The organism is Ensifer sp. GW101-20A05, from assembly GCF_059424735.1.
Map to the genome: position 1 here is coordinate 333796 of NZ_JBWKZT010000003.1, position 21221 is coordinate 355016.

The 21221-nt window shown below is 63.7% G+C and carries 15 protein-coding genes; 14 read left to right on the top strand and 1 reads right to left on the bottom strand.

Annotation, left to right across the window (positions count from 1 at the left end):
* Positions 1 to 44: 44 nt before the first annotated feature.
* Together AC070A_RS10875 and olsB are read left to right on the top strand one after the other, a co-directional pair.
* Entirely contained in the window at positions 45 to 2321 is a 2277-nt protein-coding gene (locus AC070A_RS10875) for a hybrid sensor histidine kinase/response regulator (RefSeq protein ID WP_057248003.1), read from the top strand.
* Positions 2322 to 2441: 120 nt separating this feature from the next.
* Positions 2442 to 3332, top strand: coding sequence for a l-ornithine N(alpha)-acyltransferase (olsB, locus tag AC070A_RS10880; protein ID WP_057248004.1), 891 nt, complete (start codon positions 2442 to 2444; stop codon positions 3330 to 3332).
* Between the two features lie 340 nt (positions 3333 to 3672).
* Here the strand turns inward: olsB and AC070A_RS10885 are convergent, their stop codons facing one another.
* A complete protein-coding gene (locus tag AC070A_RS10885) occupies positions 3673 to 5958 on the bottom strand; it encodes an NADP-dependent malic enzyme (protein ID WP_057248005.1) in 2286 nt (761 codons plus the stop codon).
* 103 nt (positions 5959 to 6061) lie between these two features.
* Between AC070A_RS10885 and mutS the strand changes: the two genes are divergently transcribed.
* The 12 genes from mutS to AC070A_RS10945 all read left to right on the top strand — a co-directional run bounded on the left by mutS (position 6062) and on the right by AC070A_RS10945 (position 21207).
* Positions 6062 to 8815 (top strand): DNA mismatch repair protein MutS, encoded by a 2754-nt coding sequence (gene mutS, locus AC070A_RS10890; RefSeq protein ID WP_057248006.1) that lies wholly within the window; start codon positions 6062 to 6064, stop codon positions 8813 to 8815.
* 235 nt (positions 8816 to 9050) lie between these two features.
* Positions 9051 to 11894, top strand: coding sequence for a [protein-PII] uridylyltransferase (locus AC070A_RS10895; RefSeq protein ID WP_057248007.1), 2844 nt, complete (start codon positions 9051 to 9053; stop codon positions 11892 to 11894).
* Complete coding sequence (gene murJ / locus AC070A_RS10900) at positions 11891 to 13495, top strand: murein biosynthesis integral membrane protein MurJ (RefSeq protein ID WP_492384465.1); 1605 nt, start codon at positions 11891 to 11893, stop codon at positions 13493 to 13495. Before AC070A_RS10895 ends, murJ begins: the two co-directional genes overlap by 4 nt.
* On the top strand, positions 13495 to 13887 hold the full coding sequence (locus AC070A_RS10905) for a VOC family protein (RefSeq protein WP_057248009.1): 393 nt from the start codon (positions 13495 to 13497) through the stop codon (positions 13885 to 13887). Before murJ ends, AC070A_RS10905 begins: the two co-directional genes overlap by 1 nt.
* A gap of 111 nt (positions 13888 to 13998) precedes the next feature.
* Positions 13999 to 15063, top strand: coding sequence for a tryptophan--tRNA ligase (gene trpS / locus AC070A_RS10910; protein WP_057248010.1), 1065 nt, complete (start codon positions 13999 to 14001; stop codon positions 15061 to 15063).
* A gap of 153 nt (positions 15064 to 15216) precedes the next feature.
* Positions 15217 to 15708: a universal stress protein gene (locus tag AC070A_RS10915; protein WP_057248011.1), complete on the top strand. Its 492-nt coding sequence runs from the start codon at positions 15217 to 15219 to the stop codon at positions 15706 to 15708.
* 166 nt (positions 15709 to 15874) lie between these two features.
* Positions 15875 to 16441, top strand: a complete 567-nt coding sequence (locus AC070A_RS10920; protein ID WP_057248012.1) for a NifU family protein — start codon at positions 15875 to 15877, stop codon at positions 16439 to 16441.
* A gap of 156 nt (positions 16442 to 16597) precedes the next feature.
* On the top strand, positions 16598 to 17257 hold the full coding sequence (gene tsaB, locus AC070A_RS10925; protein ID WP_057248013.1) for a tRNA (adenosine(37)-N6)-threonylcarbamoyltransferase complex dimerization subunit type 1 TsaB: 660 nt from the start codon (positions 16598 to 16600) through the stop codon (positions 17255 to 17257).
* 6 nt (positions 17258 to 17263) lie between these two features.
* Positions 17264 to 17761 (top strand): GNAT family N-acetyltransferase, encoded by a 498-nt coding sequence (locus AC070A_RS10930; protein ID WP_057248014.1) that lies wholly within the window; start codon positions 17264 to 17266, stop codon positions 17759 to 17761.
* 100 nt (positions 17762 to 17861) lie between these two features.
* Positions 17862 to 18653, top strand: a complete 792-nt coding sequence (gene olsA / locus AC070A_RS10935; protein ID WP_057248015.1) for a lyso-ornithine lipid O-acyltransferase — start codon at positions 17862 to 17864, stop codon at positions 18651 to 18653.
* A gap of 70 nt (positions 18654 to 18723) precedes the next feature.
* Entirely contained in the window at positions 18724 to 20124 is a 1401-nt protein-coding gene (gene miaB, locus AC070A_RS10940; protein ID WP_057248016.1) for a tRNA (N6-isopentenyl adenosine(37)-C2)-methylthiotransferase MiaB, read from the top strand.
* A gap of 27 nt (positions 20125 to 20151) precedes the next feature.
* Entirely contained in the window at positions 20152 to 21207 is a 1056-nt protein-coding gene (locus AC070A_RS10945; RefSeq protein ID WP_057248017.1) for a PhoH family protein, read from the top strand.
* Positions 21208 to 21221: the final 14 nt, after the last annotated feature.

The window sequence follows — 21221 nt, forward strand, 5'->3', positions numbered from 1 at the left end:
TGCATTGAAGCCATTCGGAACGCTTGTCGTGTTAGCCGGATTGCATGAGCGAACCGTCACGATTGCTGGAGCGGATCGAATCCGGCTTCCGGACAGGAAGCCGGACGGGTGACGCGCCGCCGGTGGCTCCGCTCCCTGTCGAGGTATCGCCTCCGGCTCACGAGCAGGAAGCACCCGTCAAGGGCAAGCGCCATGCGGTCAATCAGGCGTCGCTGGCATTGCTCGGCCTTGTCGCCTCCGGTCTCATTCTCGTCATCGGCATGAGCGCCGGCTTTTACCTGTTTTCCGCAGCGATTGCGGCGGCAGGCTCTGTCGGCGTGTTCCTGCTCGTCGTCGAAGCCATACGGTCGTTCGATGGCAGGCAGGCAGGCGACGAAGCGGACCGGGATCGCGATTGGCATCGCTCCGAGACGTCGGCGTTGCTCTCGACCATTCACGATGCGCTGGGTGACCTCGCGATCATGCGCGGCATGGACGGAAAGATCGTTCATGCCAACGCGGTCTTCCATCAGGTCTGCGGCCACTCCGATGTCCACGGCCTCGATTGCGCGGCGCTTGGCCTGAGCTTCGAGCCAAAGGCTGCGCCCAATCACTATCTGGTCCGGATTGCCGCATCGGACGGCGTGCGCCTTTACGACTGGCACGACGTGATCGCCCGCGATCCGGCAAGTGGCAGGCTCATGCGCCACAGCATCGCGCGCGACGTCACCGAGGAGGCCGCGGCGGCGCGTGAGCGCGAAGCGGCGCGCCGGCGGGCAGAGGAGGCGAGCAAGGCGAAGTCGAGGCTTCTCGCCACAGTCAGCCATGAGATCCGTACGCCGCTTTCCGGCATCCTCGGCGTGAGCCACCTGCTCGGCCAGACCCGGCTGTCGAGCGAGCAGAAGAACTACCTCGCCGGCATGCAGCAGTCCGGCCATGCGCTGGTCCAGCTCGTCGAGGACCTGATCGATTTCTCGTCGCTGTCGGCCGGTCGCTTCCAGTTTCGCCCGACCCGACAGGATCCGCGTGGCGTCATCGAGAGCGTGGTGGAAATGCTCTCCAACCGGGCGCATGAGAAAGGCATCGAGATCGGTGCCACGGTCGCCGTCGATGTGCCCGCTGAGATGGCCTTCGATGCGGCGCGCCTGCGCCAGGTGCTCTTCAACGTGATCGGCAATGCGGTGAAGTTCACCGAGGTCGGCGGCGTCTTTGTCGGCGCCGATACGGTCGACGAATGCGTGCGGATCCGGATCGACGACACCGGTCCGGGCATGTCGCCTGACGACCTGAAGCGCATTTTCGAGGAGTTCGAGCAGGCCGGAAACGACGAACAGCGGGCGAAGGGCACCGGCCTTGGCCTCGCCATCTCCCGCAGGATCATGCAGGCCTGCGGTGGCAGCCTTACGGCCGCAAGCGCGCCGGGACGCGGCAGCCGTTTCGAAATTCGTCTGCCATTTGCCGAGATCGAGGCGGTCGCACCGGAGCGCCGGTCGTGCCTTGCGGGCTCGCATGTCCTGGTGATGGCGCCCGATGGTCCGGCCTCGGCGGCGCTCGCCGCGACGATCGCGACACTCGGCGGGCGGTGCCATCGTGCCACCACGCTTGCCGCGGCCCAGCATGTCCTTGCGGACGTGCTCGCCGGCGGCGCGCCGCTGACGGACGTGATCGTCGACCACCGCCATGCCCAGCAATACAAGCAGCTTCTTTCCCTGCAGCCGTCCGTTGCACGGCTGGAGGTGCGGCGCACCTATCTGATCAATCCGGAGGAGCGCAACAGCCACCCCGTCAACCAGATGGACGGCTACGAGGCATGGCTGATCCGGCCGCTGCGCGAAAAGTCCCTGGTCGAGGTGCTGCTCGGTCGCCTGAAGGGTATCGAGAAACGCGACGCGATCAACGACAACCGGCCCGTTCTGCGAGAGGAGCCTGCGACCACGCCTGTTTACAACAGGGCGAATGGGATCCTGCTGGCCGAAGACGATCCGGTCAACGCGCTGATCGTTCGCACCGTGCTCCAGCGCTCGGGGTATTCGGTCCGCCTTGTCAGCGACTTCGGCGCCGTTGCTGAGGCCCTGCATGCGCCCGGCCAGCGCTCGCTTCCGGAGCTGCTGGTGACCGATCTCAACATGCCGGGTGGCGACGGCCTTTCGCTGCTGCAGCACCTGCGCGCCGATGAGGCCGCGCGATCCGCGCCCCGGCTGCCCGTCATCGTCCTGACGTCGGATGTTCGTGCCGACATGCGCGAAAGGCTGATGGGCGCCGGCGCCGACTTCGTGTTGTCGAAGCCCGCCGATCCGCAGCTGCTGACATCGGAGATCGCCCGCCTGCTGCGCGAACGGTAACTTCGGCAGTGGTAACCGTAACCATCGGGGCGTGGGGGTTGTATGCCGCTTTCATGTCACTATGTTGTTGCAGAAACGTGGTCTAAGCCCGGCAGATAGAATTGATTCGGGATGACGCGGATGGCCATCGAGCTACTGGATTCAGCGAACGTGGTTGACACTTCTCAGGCTTGCATCGGCAAGAAGGCTGCCGCCCCGACGACTGACGTTCTTGGCAGGATCGCCAATCTCGAGACGCGCCTGGCACGGACGGCATCGGAGATCGATGCCGCCCAGGCCGTACGCTACAAGGTTTTCGTCGAAGAGATGAATGCGCAGGTTGGCGCCGAAGCCGACCGCCGCAAGCGCGACATCGACAGCTGGGACGCGATCTGCGATCACCTTCTGGTTCTCGATACCTCGATCGAGGGCGATGCCGAGGATCAGATCGTCGGCACCTATCGCTTGCTCCGCCAGGACGTGGCCGAGCGCTCGGGCGGTTTCTACTCGGCTTCCGAATTTGCCATCGACCAGCTTCTCGCTCGCCATCCGACCAAGCGCTTCATGGAGCTTGGCCGTTCCTGCGTGTTGCCGGACTACCGTACCAAGCGGACGGTGGAACTGCTTTGGCAGGGAAACTGGGCCTACGCCCTCAAATACGGCATGGACGCCATGTTCGGCTGCGGTTCGTTCCCCGGCGTGGTGCCGGCCGAGCATGCGCTGGCGCTTTCCTTCCTGCATCACAACATCCGCGCCCGTGACGAATGGGCCGTGAGCGCACGTCCGGAACTGCATCGGACCATGGATTTGATGCCGGCCGAGGCGATCAATGCGAAAAAGGCGCTCGGCGCCCTGCCGCCGCTGATCAAGGGCTATATGCGTCTGGGCGCAATGGTCGGCGACGGCGCGGTGGTCGATCATGCATTCCGCACGACGGATGTTTTGATCGTGCTGCCGATCAGCAATATCTCCGGCCGTTATCTCAATTATTACGGCGCAGACGCAGGGCGGTTCGCGACCTCCGTCTCCTGACGGGCGCGCGACTGGATTAACCAAGTCTTAATGACGAGTTTGACTTTCGAGACTGAAAGAGAGACTTGTATTGTCAAGTTATTCTCTAATTTCATCACGAGAGAATAGAGAAAATAACGGAGGAATGGCCGATCATTTCCGGAGGTTGGCCGGCATGAAATCCCAAATCCTCCGTCTTTCATTACCTGAAACGTAGTTCGGTTGCCTGATTATGAGCTCGCTTCTTCTCTCCAGGGGATGCGGGCTCTTCTTTTTATAACTTGTAGCGATTTGTTACTATTTCGGCAGACCTGGCGACTTTGAGTGCCAGGCCTGCGCCAAAATAGTACATCCGTCGGTGTCACATGCCGGCGTTGTAGGCGGCAATCGCCGCCATGTTGACGATGTCGGAATCCTTGGCCGACATCGAGACGATCTGGATCGACTTGTCGAAGCCGACGAGCAGGGGACCAATCACCGTCGAGCCGCCGAGTTCCTGCAGCATCTTGGTCGAGATCGACGCCGAGTGGAACGCCGGCATGACGAGCACGTTGGCGGTGCCGGAGAGGCGGCAGAACGGATATTGCTCCATGACGCGGGCGTTGAGCGCCACGTCCGCCGCCATTTCCCCGTCATATTCGAAGTCGACGCGGCGCTTGTCGAGGATGTTGACCGCCTCGCGCACCCGCTCGGAGCGTTCGCCCGAGGGGTGGCCGAAGGTGGAATAGGCGAGCATCGCCACGCGCGGCACGTAACCGAGCCGTTTGGCGAGGCCGGCTGCCTCCTCGGCGATATCGGCAAGCTCCTCCGAAGAGGGCATGTCGTGCACTGCCGTGTCGGCGACGAGCACGGTGCGGCCGCGGCAGAGCGCGATCGAGACGCCGATGACGCGATGGCCCGGCTTCGGATCGATGCAGCGGCGCACGTCCTCGAGGGCGGTCGAATAGTTGCGGGTGAGGCCCGTCACCATCCCGTCGGCGTCACCGAGTGCCACCATGCAGGCGGCGAAGTGGTTGCGGTCGTTGTTGATCAGGCGCTGGGCGTCGCGGAAGAGGAAGCCCTTCCGCTGCAGGCGGGCATAGAGATAGTCCGTATAGGCGCCGACGCGCTTGGAAAGGCGTGCATTGACGATCTGGATGCCGGGGCGGTCTAGGTCGATGCCCTCGCGCTCCGCCGTCTCGCGCATGCGCTCCTCGCGGCCGAGCAGGATGGCGGTGCCGAGCTGCTGGTTGGCATAGGCGATCGCCGAGCGCATGACCTGCACCTCTTCGCCTTCGGCAAAGACAATGCGCTTCGGCTGGCGCCGGACGCGTTCGTAGATACGCTGCAGCGTCGAGGCGATCGGGTCGCGGCGGGCGGAAAGCTGACGGCCATAGGCTTCGAGATCGGTGATCGGCTTCTGCGCGACGCCGCTTTCCATCGCAGCCTTGGCGACCGCCATCGGGATCGACGAGATCAGCCGCGGATCGAAGGGGACCGGGATGATGTATTGCGCGCCGAAGCGTGGACGGTTGCCCTGGTAGGCGGCCGCAACATCATCAGGCACATCTTCCTTGGCAAGGCTTGCCAGCGCTTCAGCCGCCGCGATCTTCATCGCGTCGTTGATCGTCGAGGCGCGCACGTCGAGCGCGCCGCGGAAGATATAGGGGAAACCAAGCACGTTGTTGACCTGGTTCGGATAGTCCGAACGGCCGGTCGCGACGATCGCGTCGTCACGGATGCGGGCGACTTCCTCCGGCGTGATTTCCGGATCCGGGTTGGCCATGGCGAAGATGATCGGCCGCGGTGCCATCGAGCGGACCATGTCTTCCGAAAGCGCACCCTTGGCCGAAAGGCCGAAGACCACGTCTGCGCCCTCGAGCGCTTCTGCGAGGGTGCGGCGGTCGGTCTTGACCGCGTGCGCCGACTTCCACTGGTTCATGCCTTCGGTGCGACCCTCGAAGATCACGCCCTTGGTGTCGCAAAGGATGATGTTTTCCGAATTGAAGCCCATCGACTTGATGAGCTCGATGCAGGCGATGGCAGCAGCACCCGCGCCGTTGCAGACGAGCTTCGTCGTCTTGAAGTCGCGGCCGGTCAAAGCCAGCGCATTGATCAGGCCGGCAGCGGCAATGATCGCGGTGCCGTGCTGGTCGTCGTGGAACACCGGGATGTCCATGACCTCGCGCAGCTTCTGCTCGATGATGAAACAGTCCGGGGCCTTGATGTCTTCGAGGTTGATGCCACCGAAGGACGGCCCCAGGAAGCGCACGCAGTTGATGAACTCGTCGACGTTCTCGGTATCGACTTCGAGGTCGATGGAATCGACGTCGGCGAAGCGCTTGAACAGCACCGCCTTGCCTTCCATGACCGGCTTGGAGGCAAGCGCCCCGAGGTTGCCGAGGCCGAGGATGGCGGTGCCGTTCGAGATGACGGCGACCATGTTGCCGCGCGTCGTGTAGTCATAGGCGGTGCTGGGGTCCTCGGCGATCGCCTTCACCGGCACCGCGACACCCGGCGAATAGGCAAGCGACAGGTCGCGCTGGGTCGCCATGGCCTTGGTGGGGGAAATCTCCAGCTTTCCGGGACGACCCTGCGAGTGAAAATCGAGCGCTTCTTGCGCGGTGACGCTCGTCATTGTGCGATCGGTCTTGTCGGTGGCCGGCATGTTTCCTCTATCCTCCTGTGGGCGAGCCTTGCGGCGCGCCTCTTTATGGTTGTCGTCTACAATTGCTTGGGGATAGTGTGCCATCTCTTTTTTCGGAACAATCATGAATTTCGTGACAGACCAATCGAACCGCGCCGGGGAGGTGTTGTCCGCAGCCGAACTGGCGAGCGAGGAAAGCCGTTCCACGGCCACGCCGATGATGGAACAGTTCATCGAGATCAAGGCGAACAACCCGGATTCGCTGCTGTTCTACCGCATGGGCGACTTCTACGAGCTGTTCTTCCAGGACGCGGTCGAAGCGTCGCGCGCGCTCGGCATCACGCTGACGAAGCGCGGCCAGCACATGGGACAGGAAATCCCGATGTGCGGCGTACCGGTGCATGCCGCCGACGATTATCTGCAGAAGCTGATCGGCCTCGGCTTCCGCGTCGCCGTCTGCGAGCAGGTCGAAGACCCGGCGGAGGCCAAGAAGCGCGGCGGCAAGTCGGTGGTGCGCCGCGACGTCGTGCGCCTGGTGACACCGGGCACGATCACCGAAGAGAAGCTGCTGTCGCCGTCGGAGACCAACTACCTGATGGCGCTGGCGCGCATCAAGAGCGGGTCCGAACCCGCTTACGCGCTTGCCTGGATCGATATCTCCACCGGCATCTTCCGGCTGGCCGAGACCGCCGAAAGCCGGCTGCTCGCCGATATCCTGCGCATCGAGCCGCGCGAACTGATCCTTGCCGATACGGTGTTTCACGATCCGGAATTGAGGCCCGTCTTCGACGTGCTCGGCCGCGTGGCCGTGCCGCAGCCGGCGGTGCTGTTCGACAGCGCGACGGCCGAGGGCCGCATTAGCCGCTATTTCGGCGTCAAGACGCTCGACGGCTTCGGCACATTCTCGCGCGCCGAATTGGCCGCCGCTTCGGCTGCGATCTCCTATGTCGAGAAGACCCAGCTTGCCGAACGTCCGGCGCTCGGCACCCCCGAGCGCGAAAGTGCCGCCTCGACGCTGTTCATCGATCCGGCGACCCGCGCCAACCTTGAACTGGTCAAGACACTCTCCGGCGCGCGCGAGGGCACGCTGCTGAAGGCGCTCGACCGCACGGTGACGAGCGGCGGCGCCCGGCTTCTCGCCGAGCGGCTGATGTCGCCGCTGACCGATCCGGACCGTATCAACCAGCGCCTCGACTCGATCGAGATCCTTGCGGATCAGCCTTCCTTCGCAGGCGACCTGCGCGACGCGCTGCGCCGTGCGCCGGATATGCCGCGCGCCCTGTCGCGACTGGCGCTCGGCCGCGGCGGTCCCCGTGATCTCGGCGCCATCCAGGCCGGCTTGCATGCGTCGGCGTCGATTTCGCGCCGGATGGCGGCCGGCACGCTATCGGATGAGCTGAAGGAAGCACGCGCCGCGATCGATGCGCTGCCTGCGGGTCTGCTCGGCCTGCTCGACGCCACCCTTGGCGAGGAACTGCCACTGCTGAAGCGCGACGGCGGCTTCCTGCGCTCAGGTGCCAATGCCGAGCTCGACGAAGTCCGGGCGCTGCGCGACCAGTCGCGGCGGGTGATCGCCGGGCTGCAGCTGCAATATTCCGAAGAAACCGGCATCAAGTCGCTGAAGATCAAGCACAACAACGTGCTTGGTTATTTCATCGAGGTGACCGCCGGCAATGCCGGCTCGATGACCGATACGGATGCCGGCCGCGCCCGCTTCATCCATCGCCAGACCATGGCCAATGCCATGCGCTTCACCACGACGGAGCTGGCGGAACTTGAAAGCAAGATCGCCAACGCCGCCGACCGCGCCCTGTCGATCGAGCTTGAAGCCTTCGAGGCGATGACGGCCGAGGTCGTTGCGGCTGCCGAGACGCTCAAGGCGGCGGCATTGGCGCTGGCGACCGTGGACGTCTCCGTCGGCCTTGCCGTGCTTGCTGAGGAGCAGGCCTATGCACGGCCTAACGTCGACCGCTCGCGCAAGTTCGCGATCGACGGCGGCCGCCATCCTGTCGTCGAGCAGGCGCTGAAGCGCCAGGCAAGCAATGCCTTCGTCGCCAATGGCTGCGATCTCTCACCTCCTGAGGGCGAAGAAGGCGGTGCGATCTGGCTGCTCACCGGTCCCAACATGGGCGGTAAATCGACCTTCCTGCGCCAGAATGCGCTGATCGCGATCATGGCGCAGATGGGCACTTTCGTTCCCGCCGCAAGCGCCCATATCGGCATCGTCGACCGGCTCTTCTCCCGCGTCGGCGCCTCCGACGATCTGGCGCGCGGCCGCTCGACCTTCATGGTCGAGATGGTCGAGACGGCGGCAATCCTCAACCAGGCGACCGACCGCTCGCTGGTGATCCTCGACGAGATCGGTCGTGGCACCGCCACCTTCGACGGCCTGTCGATCGCCTGGGCGGCGGTCGAGCACCTGCATGAGGCAAACCGCTGCCGCGGCCTGTTTGCCACCCACTTCCATGAGCTGACGGTGCTTTCGGAAAAGCTCGGCCGTCTCTCGAACGCGACGATGCGCGTCAAGGAATGGCACGGCGACGTGATCTTCCTGCACGAGGTAGGCCCGGGCGCTGCCGACCGGTCCTATGGCATCCAGGTCGCCCGCCTTGCCGGCCTGCCGGCCTCGGTGGTGGCGCGTGCCAAGGACGTGCTCGCCAAGCTCGAGGATGCCGACCGCAAGAACCCGGCGAGCCAGCTGATCGACGATCTGCCGCTCTTCCAGGTGGCGATCCGCCGCGAAGAGGTGAAGGCCGCAGGTCCGTCCAAGGTCGAGGAGGCGTTGAAGACGCTGAACCCAGACGACATGACGCCGCGCGAAGCGCTCGACGCGCTCTATGCGCTGAAGAAGGAACTGAGCGTCGCCAAGGCGGGATGAGGAAAAGTGTGTGCGGTTTTCCGCCCGCATCCCGCCAACCGCTGGCTAAAGCGGCGCGCGCCTTTTTCCTGTGCAGCCTTCCGTAAAAAGGCTATACAGCGCCGCGCGCCTTTGCCGGCGCGGCGATTGAAATGCTGTGTGGTCTTTGTTCGGCCTCGGTCGTAAGGATCATGCAGGAGCGCTCGATCGCGAGCGAACCACGCAACCAGTCGGACAGGACGCCCCTCGGCACTACATGGGCAGACACGAAACTTTCTTTCCCGAAATCCTCGATGTCGCAGCGCTCCGGGCAAAATGCGACTTCATCGCCTCGGCCCATGCCGAGCAGCGCGAGCCGATGCGCCAGGCGCTGCTGGCCGCCTTCAAGCAGGCAAACGTCGCCGGCCGGGCCAAGGCGCGCGAACTGTTTTATGCCGACGGAGCCGGCATTCTGTGCGCCGAGCGCATTTCCTGGCTGCAGGATCAGCTGATCACCGTACTGCATGATTTCGTGCTGAACGAGATCTTCGACGCTGCCAATGCGCCGCCGGCCTCGCGCATCGCGGTGGCTGCGGTCGGCGGTTATGGCCGCGGCACGCTGGCGCCGGGCTCGGACATCGACCTTCTGTTCCTGCTGCCGGTCAAGAAGGCCGTGTGGGCGGAACCGGCGATCGAGTTCATGCTCTATATCCTCTGGGATCTGGGCTTCAAGGTCGGCCACGCCACCCGCACCATTGACGAATGCATCCGCCTGTCGCGCGCCGACATGACCATTCGCACGGCCATTCTCGAGACGCGTTACATCTGCGGCTCCGAGACGCTGAGCGCCGAGCTCGAAACGCGCTTCGATCATGAAATCGTGCGCAACACAGGCCCGGATTTTATCGCCGCCAAGCTTGCCGAGCGTGATGAGCGCCACCGCAAGGCCGGTGATACGCGCTATCTCGTCGAGCCGAACGTCAAGGAAGGCAAGGGCGGTCTTCGCGACCTGCACACGCTGTTCTGGATCGCCAAATATTTCTACCGCCTCAAGGACACCGCCGACCTCGTGAAGGTCGGGGTATTGTCGCGGCAGGAGTACCAGCTTTTCCAGAAGGCCGAGGATTTCCTCTGGGCTGTGCGCTGCCATATGCATTTCCTGACCGGCAAGGCGGAAGAGCGGCTCTCCTTCGACATCCAACGGGAGATCGCCGAAGCGCTGGGCTACCACGACCATCCGGGCCTTTCCGCCGTCGAGCGCTTCATGAAGCACTTCTTCCTGGTGGCGAAGGACGTCGGCGACCTGACCCGCATTTTCTGCGCCGCACTCGAAGACCAGCAGGCCAAGGATGCCCCCGGCATCTCCGGCATCATCGGCCGCTTCACCCATCGCAGTCGCAAGATCCCCGGCACGCTCGATTTTGTCGACGACGGCGGCCGCATCGCGCTCGCGAGCCCCGACGTCTTCAAGCGCGATCCGGTCAACCTGCTGCGCTTCTTCCACATCGCCGACATCAACGGGCTTGAGTTCCATCCGGCGGCACTGCGCCAGGTGACGCGGTCGCTGAGTTTGATCAAGCCGGCGCTGCGCGAAAACGAGGAGGCGAACCGCCTCTTCCTGTCGATCCTCACCTCGCGCCGCAAGCCGGAACTCATCCTCAGGCGCATGAACGAAGCGGGCGTGCTCGGCCGCTTTATTCCGGATTTCGGCAAGATCGTCTCGATGATGCAGTTCAACATGTATCATCACTATACGGTCGACGAGCACCTGCTGCGCACCGTCGACGTGCTCTCGCGCATCGAAGGCGGCATCGAGGAGGAGGCGCATCCGCTGGTCGCCCAGCTGATGCCGGGGATCGAGGAGCGCGAGGCGCTCTACGTCGCCGTGCTGCTGCACGACATCGCCAAGGGCAGGCCCGAGAATCACTCGACCGCCGGCGCAAAGGTGGCGCGCAAGCTCTGCCCGCGCTTCGGGCTGTCGCCAAAGCAGACCGAACTCGTCGCCTGGCTGATCGAGGAGCATCTGTTGATGTCGATGGTCGCCCAGACGCGCGACCTCAACGACCGCAAGACGATCGTCGACTTCGCCGAGCGGGTGCAGTCGCTCGACCGGCTGAAGATGCTCTTGGTTCTGACCGTTTGCGATATCCGCGCCGTCGGTCCAGGCGTCTGGAACGGCTGGAAGGGGCAACTGTTGCGCACGCTCTATTACGAGACCGAACTGTTGCTGTCGGGCGGCTTCTCGGAACTGTCGCGCAAGGAGCGCGCCGCGCATGCCGCGATGATGCTCGGCGAGGCGTTGACGGACTGGTCCGAGAAGGAGCGCGACGACTATGTGCGCCTGCATTATCAGCCCTATCTGCTGACCGTCGCGCTCGAAGATCAGGTGCGCCATGCACGCTTCATCCGCGAAGCGGACGCCGCCGACAAGGCGCTGGCGACGATGGTGCGCACGCACCAGTTCCATGCGATCACCGAAATCACCGTGCTTTCGCCCGACCATCCGCGTCTCCTGACCGTGATCGCCGGCGCCTGCGCTGCCGCCGGCGCCAACATCGTCGATGCCCAGATCTTCACGACCTCTGACGGACGGGCACTGGACACGATCCTGGTGAACCGCGAGTTCGCCGTCGACGGGGATGAGATGCGGCGAGCGGGCAGCATCGGCAAGCTGATCGAGGACGTACTTGCCGGCCGCAAACGCCTGCCCGAAGTGATTGCCAGCCGGACGAAGGTGAAGAAGCGCACCAAGGCGTTTACCGTGACGCCCGAGGTGACGATCAGCAACACATTGTCGAACAAGTTTACGGTGATCGAGGTCGAGGGCCTCGACCGTCCGGGCCTCTTGTCCGAGATCACCGCAGTGCTTTCCGATCTCTCGCTCGATATCGCCTCGGCGCACATCACCACCTTCGGTGAGAAGGTGATCGACACCTTCTATGTCACCGACCTCGTCGGTCAGAAGGTGACGAGCGAGAACCGTCAGATGAACATTGCCGCCCGCCTCAAGGCCGTCATGGCCGGTGAGGGTGACGAAGCCCGCGACCGCATGCCCTCCGGCATCATCGCGCCGCCACCGGGTGTCTCCTCCGCTCAAAGAACGACAAAAGCCGAAACATGAGTCTGGTCAAGAAATTTGCAACCGTCGGCGGCGCGACGCTTGGAAGCCGCCTGTTCGGCTTCATCCGCGAAACCTTCATGGCGGCCGCCCTCGGCACCGGCCCGGTCGCCGATGCCTTCAACACGGCCTTCCGCCTGCCGAACACCTTCCGCCGGCTGTTTGCCGAAGGGGCCTTCAACTCCGCCTTCGTGCCGCTCTTTGCCAAGGAGATCGAGGCGAACAGCATGGAGGGCGCGCGGCGCTTTTCCGAGGAAGTCTTCGGCGTTCTCTTCACCGTGCTTCTGTTCCTGACGATCGCGATGGAACTGACGATGCCCTTCATCGTCAGCAAGCTGATCGCCCCCGGTTTTGCCGACGATCCGGAAAAGCTCGGCAACACCATCGTCTTTGCAGGCATCATGTTCCCCTATCTCGCCTGCATGTCGCTGGCGGCGATGATGGGCGGCATGCTGAACTCGCTGCATCGCTTCTTTGCGGCAGCGATTGCGCCGGTGTTCCTCAATGTCATCCTGATCGCGGTGCTGGCCTACGCCTGGTATGAGGGCCAAGATCCGGTGGCCGTCGGCTATGCGCTGTCCTGGGGGGTCATGGCGGCCGGTCTGGTGCAGCTTGCGATCGTCTGGATCGCCGTGCGCGACGCCGGCATCAAGATCGGCCTCCGCCGGCCGAAGATGACCGCCAGTGTCAGGCGCCTGCTGGTGCTAGCCCTGCCGGCGGCGATCACCGGCGGCATCACCCAGATCAACCTCTTGATCAATACCAATATCGCCTCGGCGAGCGAAGGCGCGGTCTCGTCGCTGGTCTATGCGGACCGGATCTACCAGCTTCCGCTTGGCGTCGTCGGCATCGCGGTGGCAACCGTGCTGCTGCCGGAACTTGCCCGGGCGCTGCGTTCCGGCAATGTCAACGAAGCGTCGAACCTGCAGAACCGCTCGGTCGAGTTCACGTTGTTCCTGACGCTGCCGGCGGCAGCTGCGTTGCTCGTGATGTCCGAGCCGATCGTCCGGCTGCTCTTCGAGCGCGGCAAGTTCTCGCCGGAATCGACCGTCATCGTCGGTCACATCCTGGCAATTTACGGTCTCGGCCTGCCGGCTTTCGTCTTGATCAAGGCCTTCATTCCCGGCTTCTTCGCGCGCGAGGATACGCGCACGCCGATGATCTTCGCCGCCATCTCCGTCGTCGTGAACGTCTCGCTGGCGCTGACCCTGTTTCCGCGGCTCGGCGCAAGCGGCATCGCTACAGCCGAGATCGTCGCCGGCTGGGTGAACGCCGTCCTGCTCTTCGCAACACTCGTCTGGCGCGGCCATTGGGGCAGGGACATCCCGTTGCTGACCCGCATTCCGCGCCTCGCCATCGCGGCGGCGGGCATGGCTGCGGCGCTGTATTTCGCGATCGACTGGTTCGCCTTCGAGCTCTCTTCCGCCGCGCCGCTCGTGACACGGGCAGTAACCCTGCTCGGTCTGGTCTCGGTGGCGATGGTGATCTACTTCGCGCTCGCCTTCGGTCTCGGCGGCGCCAGCCTCGGCATGATCCGCCGGAGCATCAAGCGCAAGGCCAAAGCACCGGCAGAACCCGCTGCAGCACCGGAGGCGAGCGACTGATGCGCCAGACGATCGCACGCATTGCCCTGGTCGTGCCGGACTACGATGCCGGCATCGCCTTCTATTGCGGCAAGCTCGGCTTCGACCTCGTGGAAGACACGAGGCTCGACGACAGCAAGCGCTGGGTCGTCGTTCGCCCCAAGGGCGCGGTTGAGACTTCGCTGCTGCTTGCCAAGGCCGACGGCGAACGCCAGGAGGCGGCGATCGGCAACCAGACCGGCGGCCGTGTCGGCTTCTTCCTCTTCACCGACGATTTCGCGCGCGACCATGCGGCGATGCTGGCCGACGGCGTCGCCTTTCTGGAAGCGCCGCGCCACGAGCCCTATGGCACGGTGGCGGTCTTCAGCGATCCGTTCGGCAACCATTGGGATCTGCTGCAACCGGCGGAATAGACGAGGCTGCGGCGACCTCTTGATTGCCTACCGCCACCCGTGCATAAGCCATGCCGTTAGCTACATGGGCGACAAAGCCCTGGGGCCCTCCACCAGCCTATTGAGGACGACATGAACGAATTCAAGCCGCTCGTATTCTCCGGCGTACAGCCGACGGGCAATCTCCATCTCGGCAATTATCTCGGTGCGATCCGCAAGTTCGTGGCACTGCAGGAAAACAACGACTGCATCTACTGCGTCGTCGACCTGCATTCGATCACGGCCCAGCTCGTGCACGAGGACCTGAAGGGGCAGATCCGCTCGATCGCCGCCGCCTTCATCGCTTCGGGCATCGATCCGAAGAAACATATCGTCTTCAATCAGTCGGCCGTGCCCCAGCATGCCGAACTCGCCTGGATCTTCAATTGCGTCGCCCGCATCGGCTGGATGAGCCGCATGACGCAGTTCAAGGACAAGGCCGGCAAGGACCGCGAGAACGCCTCGCTCGGTCTGCTAGCCTATCCGAGCCTGATGGCGGCCGACATTCTCGTCTATCGTGCCACCCACGTTCCTGTCGGTGACGACCAGAAGCAGCACCTGGAGCTGACGCGCGACATTGCCCAGAAGTTCAATATCGACTTCATGGAGCATATCCGCAGCGCCGGCTACGGTGTCGATATGGTTGTCGGCGAAGAGCCGATCCACGCCTATTTCCCGCCGGTCGAGCCGCTGATCGGCGGCGCGACGCCGCGCGTCATGTCGCTGCGTGATGGCACGAAGAAGATGTCGAAATCCGACCCGTCCGACCTTTCGCGCGTCAACCTGATGGACGACGCCGAGACGATCTCGAAGAAGATCCGCAAGGCCAAGACCGATCCGGATGCGCTACCAAGCGAGGTCGAAGGGCTCAAGGGTCGTCCGGAAGCGGAAAACCTCGTCGGCATCTATGCGGCGCTGTCGGACAAGACCAAGGAGCAGGTGCTGGCCGAGTTTGGCGGGCAGCAGTTCTCGGTCTTCAAGCCGGCGCTCGTCGACCTCGCGGTCGAGGTCCTGTCGCCGATCACCGCCGAAATGCGCCGCCTGATGGGCGACACCGCTCACATTGACGCCATTCTCCGCGATGGCGGCGAGCGAGCGCGGGCGCGGGCGGAAAAGACGATGAGCGAAGTGCGCGAGATCATCGGTTTTCTGCAGTAGTTGACTGAATCCGGGTCCTCGGACCCGGATTCACTTCGGTTCAGGAGTCGGAGCGGACCAAGAGCGGAAGGCCACGGGCACTTTTCCGTGTCCCGCTCCGAAACGCGAAAATCAGACCTTGCGGCGGCCAACCCGGGATGTATTGTTCACCCTATGGTCTCGACCCGACTCTCTCGACTTGAAGGTCACCGCCGCAAATTCATGGCGGTGATAGACGATACCCCGGAATGCGGGCGCGCCGTGCACTATGCGGGCATGCGCGCCAAGAACTCCAATGGCGGTCTCGTCCTGCTCTATGTGATCGCCGATGGCGACTTCCAGCAATGGCTGGGGGTCGAGGAAATCATGCGTGCGGAAGCGCGCGAGGAAGCCGAGGCGACGCTCGCCAAGGTGGCCCAGTCGGTCCGCGAACGGATCGGTATCGAGCCGGAGATCGTCATCCGCGAGGGAACTGCCACGGAGCAGATTCATGCGGCGATCGAGGAGGACCGCGACATCGCCATTCTGGTGCTCGCCGCCGGATCGGCAAAAGAGGGCCCAGGCCCGCTGGTGTCGTCGATCGCGGGCAAGGCAGCCGCCTTCCCGATCCCCGTCACGGTCATCCCCGATGCCCTGACGGACGAGGAGATCGACGCGCTCAGCTGACCTGCGTCGCTTTTCATGGGTCAAGCGGGATGCGGGCGGAAAACCGCTCACACTTTTCCTCATCCCGCTTTATGTACTCTTGCGACCAGAGGGCCATGCCCCTATATTCTTTTGAATAATTCTAAAGAGCTGGGCGACTGTCGCTCCCGGCGAAACGGAGACAGACATGTTCATTCAGACCGAAGCCACGCCGAATCCGGCAACGCTGAAGTTTTTGCCGGGCAAGGTTGTTATGGAAAACGGCACCGCCGAATTCCGCGACGAGGAAGAAGCCCGCGCCGGCTCGCCGCTGGCGGCACGGCTGTTTTCGATTCCGGGCGTCACCGGCGTCTATTTCGGCTACGATTTCATCACCGTCAGCAAGGAAAGCCAGGAGTGGCAGCACCTGAAGCCAGCGATCCTCGGTTCGATCATGGAGCATTTCATGTCGGGCCAGGCGATCATGGCTGGCAGCGGCCGCGCCGAGCAGTCGGATCAGGAAGACGAGTTCTTCGACGAAGGTGACGAGACGATCGTTGCCACGATCAAGGAGCTTCTGGAAACCCGCGTGCGCCCGGCCGTTGCACAGGACGGTGGCGACATCACCTTCCGAGGCTTCAAGGACGGCACCGTTTTCCTCAACATGAAGGGTGCCTGCTCGGGCTGCCCGTCGTCCACGGCGACGCTGAAGCATGGCGTGCAGAACCTGCTGCGCCATTTCGTTCCCGAGGTGCAAGCCGTCGAGGCCGTCTGACACCGGACGCCGTCCGGCGTCTCGCGAAAAAGGGCGGGATGAAGAAAAATGTGCGCGGTTTTCCGCCCGCATCCTGACCTGACCGAGTAGTATCGATTTTGCCGCAAAGCCTGGTCGGCCTTGCGGCTTGTGGCGTCTGAAAGATCCAGCGTTGAAATGATTGTACTTGCGATCGACACGTCCGGCTCCGGCTGCTCCGTTGCCGTCTACGACGGCGAAGCGGCTGTCGTGCTCGGGCGCTCGGGCGCCGATCTCGGCAAAGGTCATGCCGAGCGGCTGATGGAATTCGTTGACGAGGCGCTGGCCGCGGCTGGCCGATCGCTTGCCGATATCGACCGCATCGCGGTCACCGTCGGTCCGGGCTCGTTCACCGGCATTCGCGTCGGCGTGGCGGCCGCTCGTGGCCTGGCGCTGGCGCTCGGCAAGTCTGCGGTCGGCGTCTCGACGCTCGCAGTCCTGGCTGAAGGCATACGTGCTGCAGCGCCCGGCAGGGACATCCTCGTGGCCATAGATGCCAAGCGGGACGAAGTCTATGTCCAGGCTTTCGGCGCGACCGGTGATGCCATAAGTGAGCCCGAAGCGCTCGCTGTCGAGGTGGCGCGCGAACGCTTCTCCGGCTTTGATGGCGTCATCGGCGGCTCCGGCGCGGCTCTCGTTGCCCCGAACGCCCCTGCCAAACCCTCCGAACTCATCGATGTTGCCTTTGTCGCCGCGCTCGGCGCCGCTGCTGATCCAGCCTCGGCCAAGCCGCGACCGCTATATCTCCGAGGCCCCGACGCCAAGCCGCAGGTGGGCTTCGCGATTGCCCGAGCGTAGACCGAGATGAGCTTCACCGATTACTTCACTCGCCGTACCGAGTTCGACATTTTTCCGCTGGAGGAAGCCGACCTTCTTGCGGCGGCAGCGCTGCACCGCCAGCGTTTTGCAAGCCCCTGGACCGACGGCGAAATTCACGCGCTGCTGGTGCAGGACACGGTATTCGGTTTTGTCGCCCGCCAGACGAACGGCTCGTTCCGTCCGGCCTTTGGCGGTTTCGTCCTGTCGCGCGCCGTCGCCGGCGAGGCCGAAATCCTGACGATCGGCGTCGAGCCGCGTTATGCGCGCTCCGGTCTCGGCTGGCGGCTGATGCAGGCGGCGATGCGCGAGGCCCTGGTCAAGGGTTCCGAAGCGCTGTTCCTCGAAGTGGACGAGACCAATCAAGCGGCGATGGGGCTTTACCGTAAGCTCGGCTTCAACAAGGTCGGCGAACGCCGCGCCTATTACCAGGACAAGGCCGGCCAGCGGACTGCCGCGCTTGTCATGAGGCTTGATCTTCGCTAGTCCCAAGCGCGGATTAGCGTGGGATGAGGAAAAGTGTATGCGGTTTTCCGCCCGCATCCCGCTCTAACTTTTCAAGGATGCGCGCGGGAACTCTTTCCGGATGATCAATTGGCTACGGATTGCGATCTTCGCAGCGCTTCTGGCGCTGGTTTCGGTCGTTCTGATGCCGATCCAGATCGTCTGCCTCTGGCTCGACCTGAAACCCCGCCGTCGCTTACCGCGATACTGGCACCGGCTCGCCTGTTATCTTCTCGGCATTAAGGTGCGGGTTCACGGCGAGGTCGAGCGGCGGCGGCCGCTGCTCATCTGCGCCAATCACGCCTCCTGGAAGGACATTCTGGTACTGTCCTCGGTCACCGACGTCGTCTTCGTCGCAAAGTCCGAAGTGAAAAGCTGGCCGGTCTTCGGCCACCTCGCACGATTGCAGGCGTCGATCTTCGTCGAGCGCGAGCAGAAGCGCTCGACCGGCAAGCAGGTGAGCGAAATCGGTCAGCGCATGGCGTCGGGCGAAATCGTCGTGCTCTTTCCGGAGGGAACGACCTCGGATGGCAACCGCCTGTTGGAGATCAAGACCTCGCTCTTCGGCGCTGCTGCTTCCGCCGTGCCGCATTCGCCGACCGGGCTCGTGCATGTCCAGCCAGTCGCGATCTCCTATACCGGCATCCACGGCATGCCGATGGGTCGCTTCAATCGGCCGATTGCCGCATGGCCGGGCGACACCGAACTGGTGCCGCATCTGCTCGGCATCCTGCGCGAAGGGGCGATCGAGGTTGACGTCGATTTCGGTGAAGCCATCGACTACGATCGGCACACCAATCGCAAGGAAGTGAGCCGCAAAGTCGAACAGCGCATCCGTAGCATGCTGTCGGACCGGTTGCGCGGACGGACCTGACGCCTGCCGGCAAAGGCAGCCGTGCCGAAAATACTTCAACTTCGGGCCGCTTTGCACTAAGTAAGCCGCCATGACCCAGGATACAGCCCTTCTGTCGACAACGCCCGTAACGGGCGACGAGCGCGTGCCGGCCCGCAAGGTCTTCGTCAAGACCTATGGCTGCCAGATGAACGTCTATGATTCCGACCGCATGTCGGATGCCTTGTCGCGTGATGGTTATGTCTCGACCGACGTGCTGGAAGATGCCGACTTCGTGCTCCTCAACACCTGTCATATCCGTGAGAAGGCGGCGGAAAAGGTCTATTCCGAGCTTGGCCGCCTGCGTGACCTGAAGAAGGCGAAGGCCAAGGAAGGCCGCGAGATGGTGATCGGCGTTGCCGGCTGCGTCGCACAGGCCGAAGGCGACGAGATCCTCAGGCGCGCGCCGGCGGTCGATCTGGTGATCGGCCCGACGACCTATCACCGCCTGCCGGAAGCACTGAAACGTGCCCGCAGCGGCGAGCGCGTCGTCCAGACGGACTATGCCGTCGAGGACAAGTTCGAACACCTGCCGGCGCCCGACAGGGCGAAGACCCGCGCCCGCGGCGTCACCGCCTTCCTGACGGTGCAGGAGGGTTGCGACAAGTTCTGCACCTTCTGTGTCGTGCCCTATACGCGCGGCTCGGAAGTTTCCCGCCCGGTTGCGCAGATCGTCTTTGAAGCGGAAAAGCTGGTCGATGGCGGCGTCCGTGAAATCACCCTGCTCGGCCAGAACGTCAACGCCTGGCATGGCGTCGGACCCGATGGCCGCGAATGGGGGCTTGGCGACCTGCTCACGCGTCTCGGCGAGATCGAGGGGCTTGCGCGGCTCCGCTACACGACGAGCCACCCGCGCGACATGGACGACAGCCTGATCGAAGCGCATCGCTCGATGGGCAAGCTGATGCCTTACCTGCACCTGCCCGTGCAGTCCGGCTCCGACCGCATCCTGAAGGCGATGAACCGGAGGCACACCGCGGCCGAATATCTGGCGCTGATCGAGCGTATCCGCGCGGTCCAGCCGGACCTCGCACTGTCGGGCGATTTCATCGTCGGCTTCCCGGGCGAGACCGACGAGGACTTCGAAGACACCATGCGCCTGGTCGAGGCCGTGGGTTATGCACAGGCATTTTCATTCAAATATTCGACACGCCCCGGCACGCCCGGCGCCGAGCTCGGCGACCAGGTTCCCGAGGACGTAAAGGCCAAGCGCTTGGAAAAATTGCAGGCTTTGCTGTTTTCGCAGCAGCGCGCCTTCGCCGAATCCTGCGTCGGCCGCGAAATCGACCTGCTTTTGGAGAAGGCAGGACGCATGCCGGGCCAGCTCGTCGGGCGTTCCCCTTGGCTGCAGCCCGTGAATGTTGATGCAAAAGCATCGCAAATCGGTGACATTATCAAGGTGCGAATCATCAAGGCCGGGCCGAACAGCCTGTTTGCGGAGATGATCGGGTAAGGACCGAACACAAGGAGCCTGAACCGCTTGAACGGACACGAACTGATCTCTTCATCATCGCGCCAGTCGAAAACAACTGCGACAGACGCCAATCACTTCGTGCTCACGTTCGAGAACAACCGGTTCGCCAGCGAACTCTTCGGGCAGTTCGACCAGAATCTGAAGCTCCTCGAAGAGCGGCTCCGGATCGAAGCGCACCCGCGCGGTAATTCCGTTGCGATCTCAGGTGATGTCGTCGCCACCAATCAGGCGCGGCGCGCTCTCGATTTTCTCTATGGACGGTTGCAGAGCGGCGGATCGATCGATACGTCGGATGTGGAAGGCGCGATCCGGATGGCGGTCGCTGCCGACGATCAGCTACAATTGCCGACCATGGAGAAAAAAGCCAAATTGACGATGGCGCAGATTTCGACGCGCAAGAAGACGATCGTCGCCCGCACGCCGACGCAGGATGCCTATATCCGCGCGCTCGAGCGTTCCGAGCTCGTCTTCGGTGTCGGTCCGGCTGGTACCGGCAAGACCTATCTCGCGGTTGCCCATGCAGCACAGCTGCTGGAGCGCGGCGCCGTCGACCGTATCGTGCTTTCGCGTCCTGCCGTCGAGGCAGGCGAGCGCCTGGGCTTCCTGCCCGGCGACATGAAGGAGAAGGTCGACCCCTATCTCCGGCCCCTCTACGACGCGCTCTATGACATGATGCCGGGTGACAAGGTCGAACGGGCGATTACCGCCGGCGTCATCGAAATCGCGCCGCTCGCCTTCATGCGCGGCCGTACCCTCGCCAATGCCGCCGTCATCCTCGACGAGGCGCAGAACACGACATCGATGCAGATGAAGATGTTCCTGACCCGTCTCGGCGAAAACGGCCGCATGATCGTCACCGGCGATCCGAGCCAGGTCGACCTGCCGCGCGGCGTCAAGTCCGGCCTGGTCGAGGCCCTGCAGATCCTGAGGGGCGTCGAGGGCGTTTCGGTGGTGCGCTTCAAGGACGTCGACGTCGTCCGTCATCCGATGGTGGCGCGTATCGTCAGGGCTTACGAGTCCCACACGGCCGTTCACGACGAAAGCGAGCAGAGCGACCGCTGATCGGCGGTCGTTGC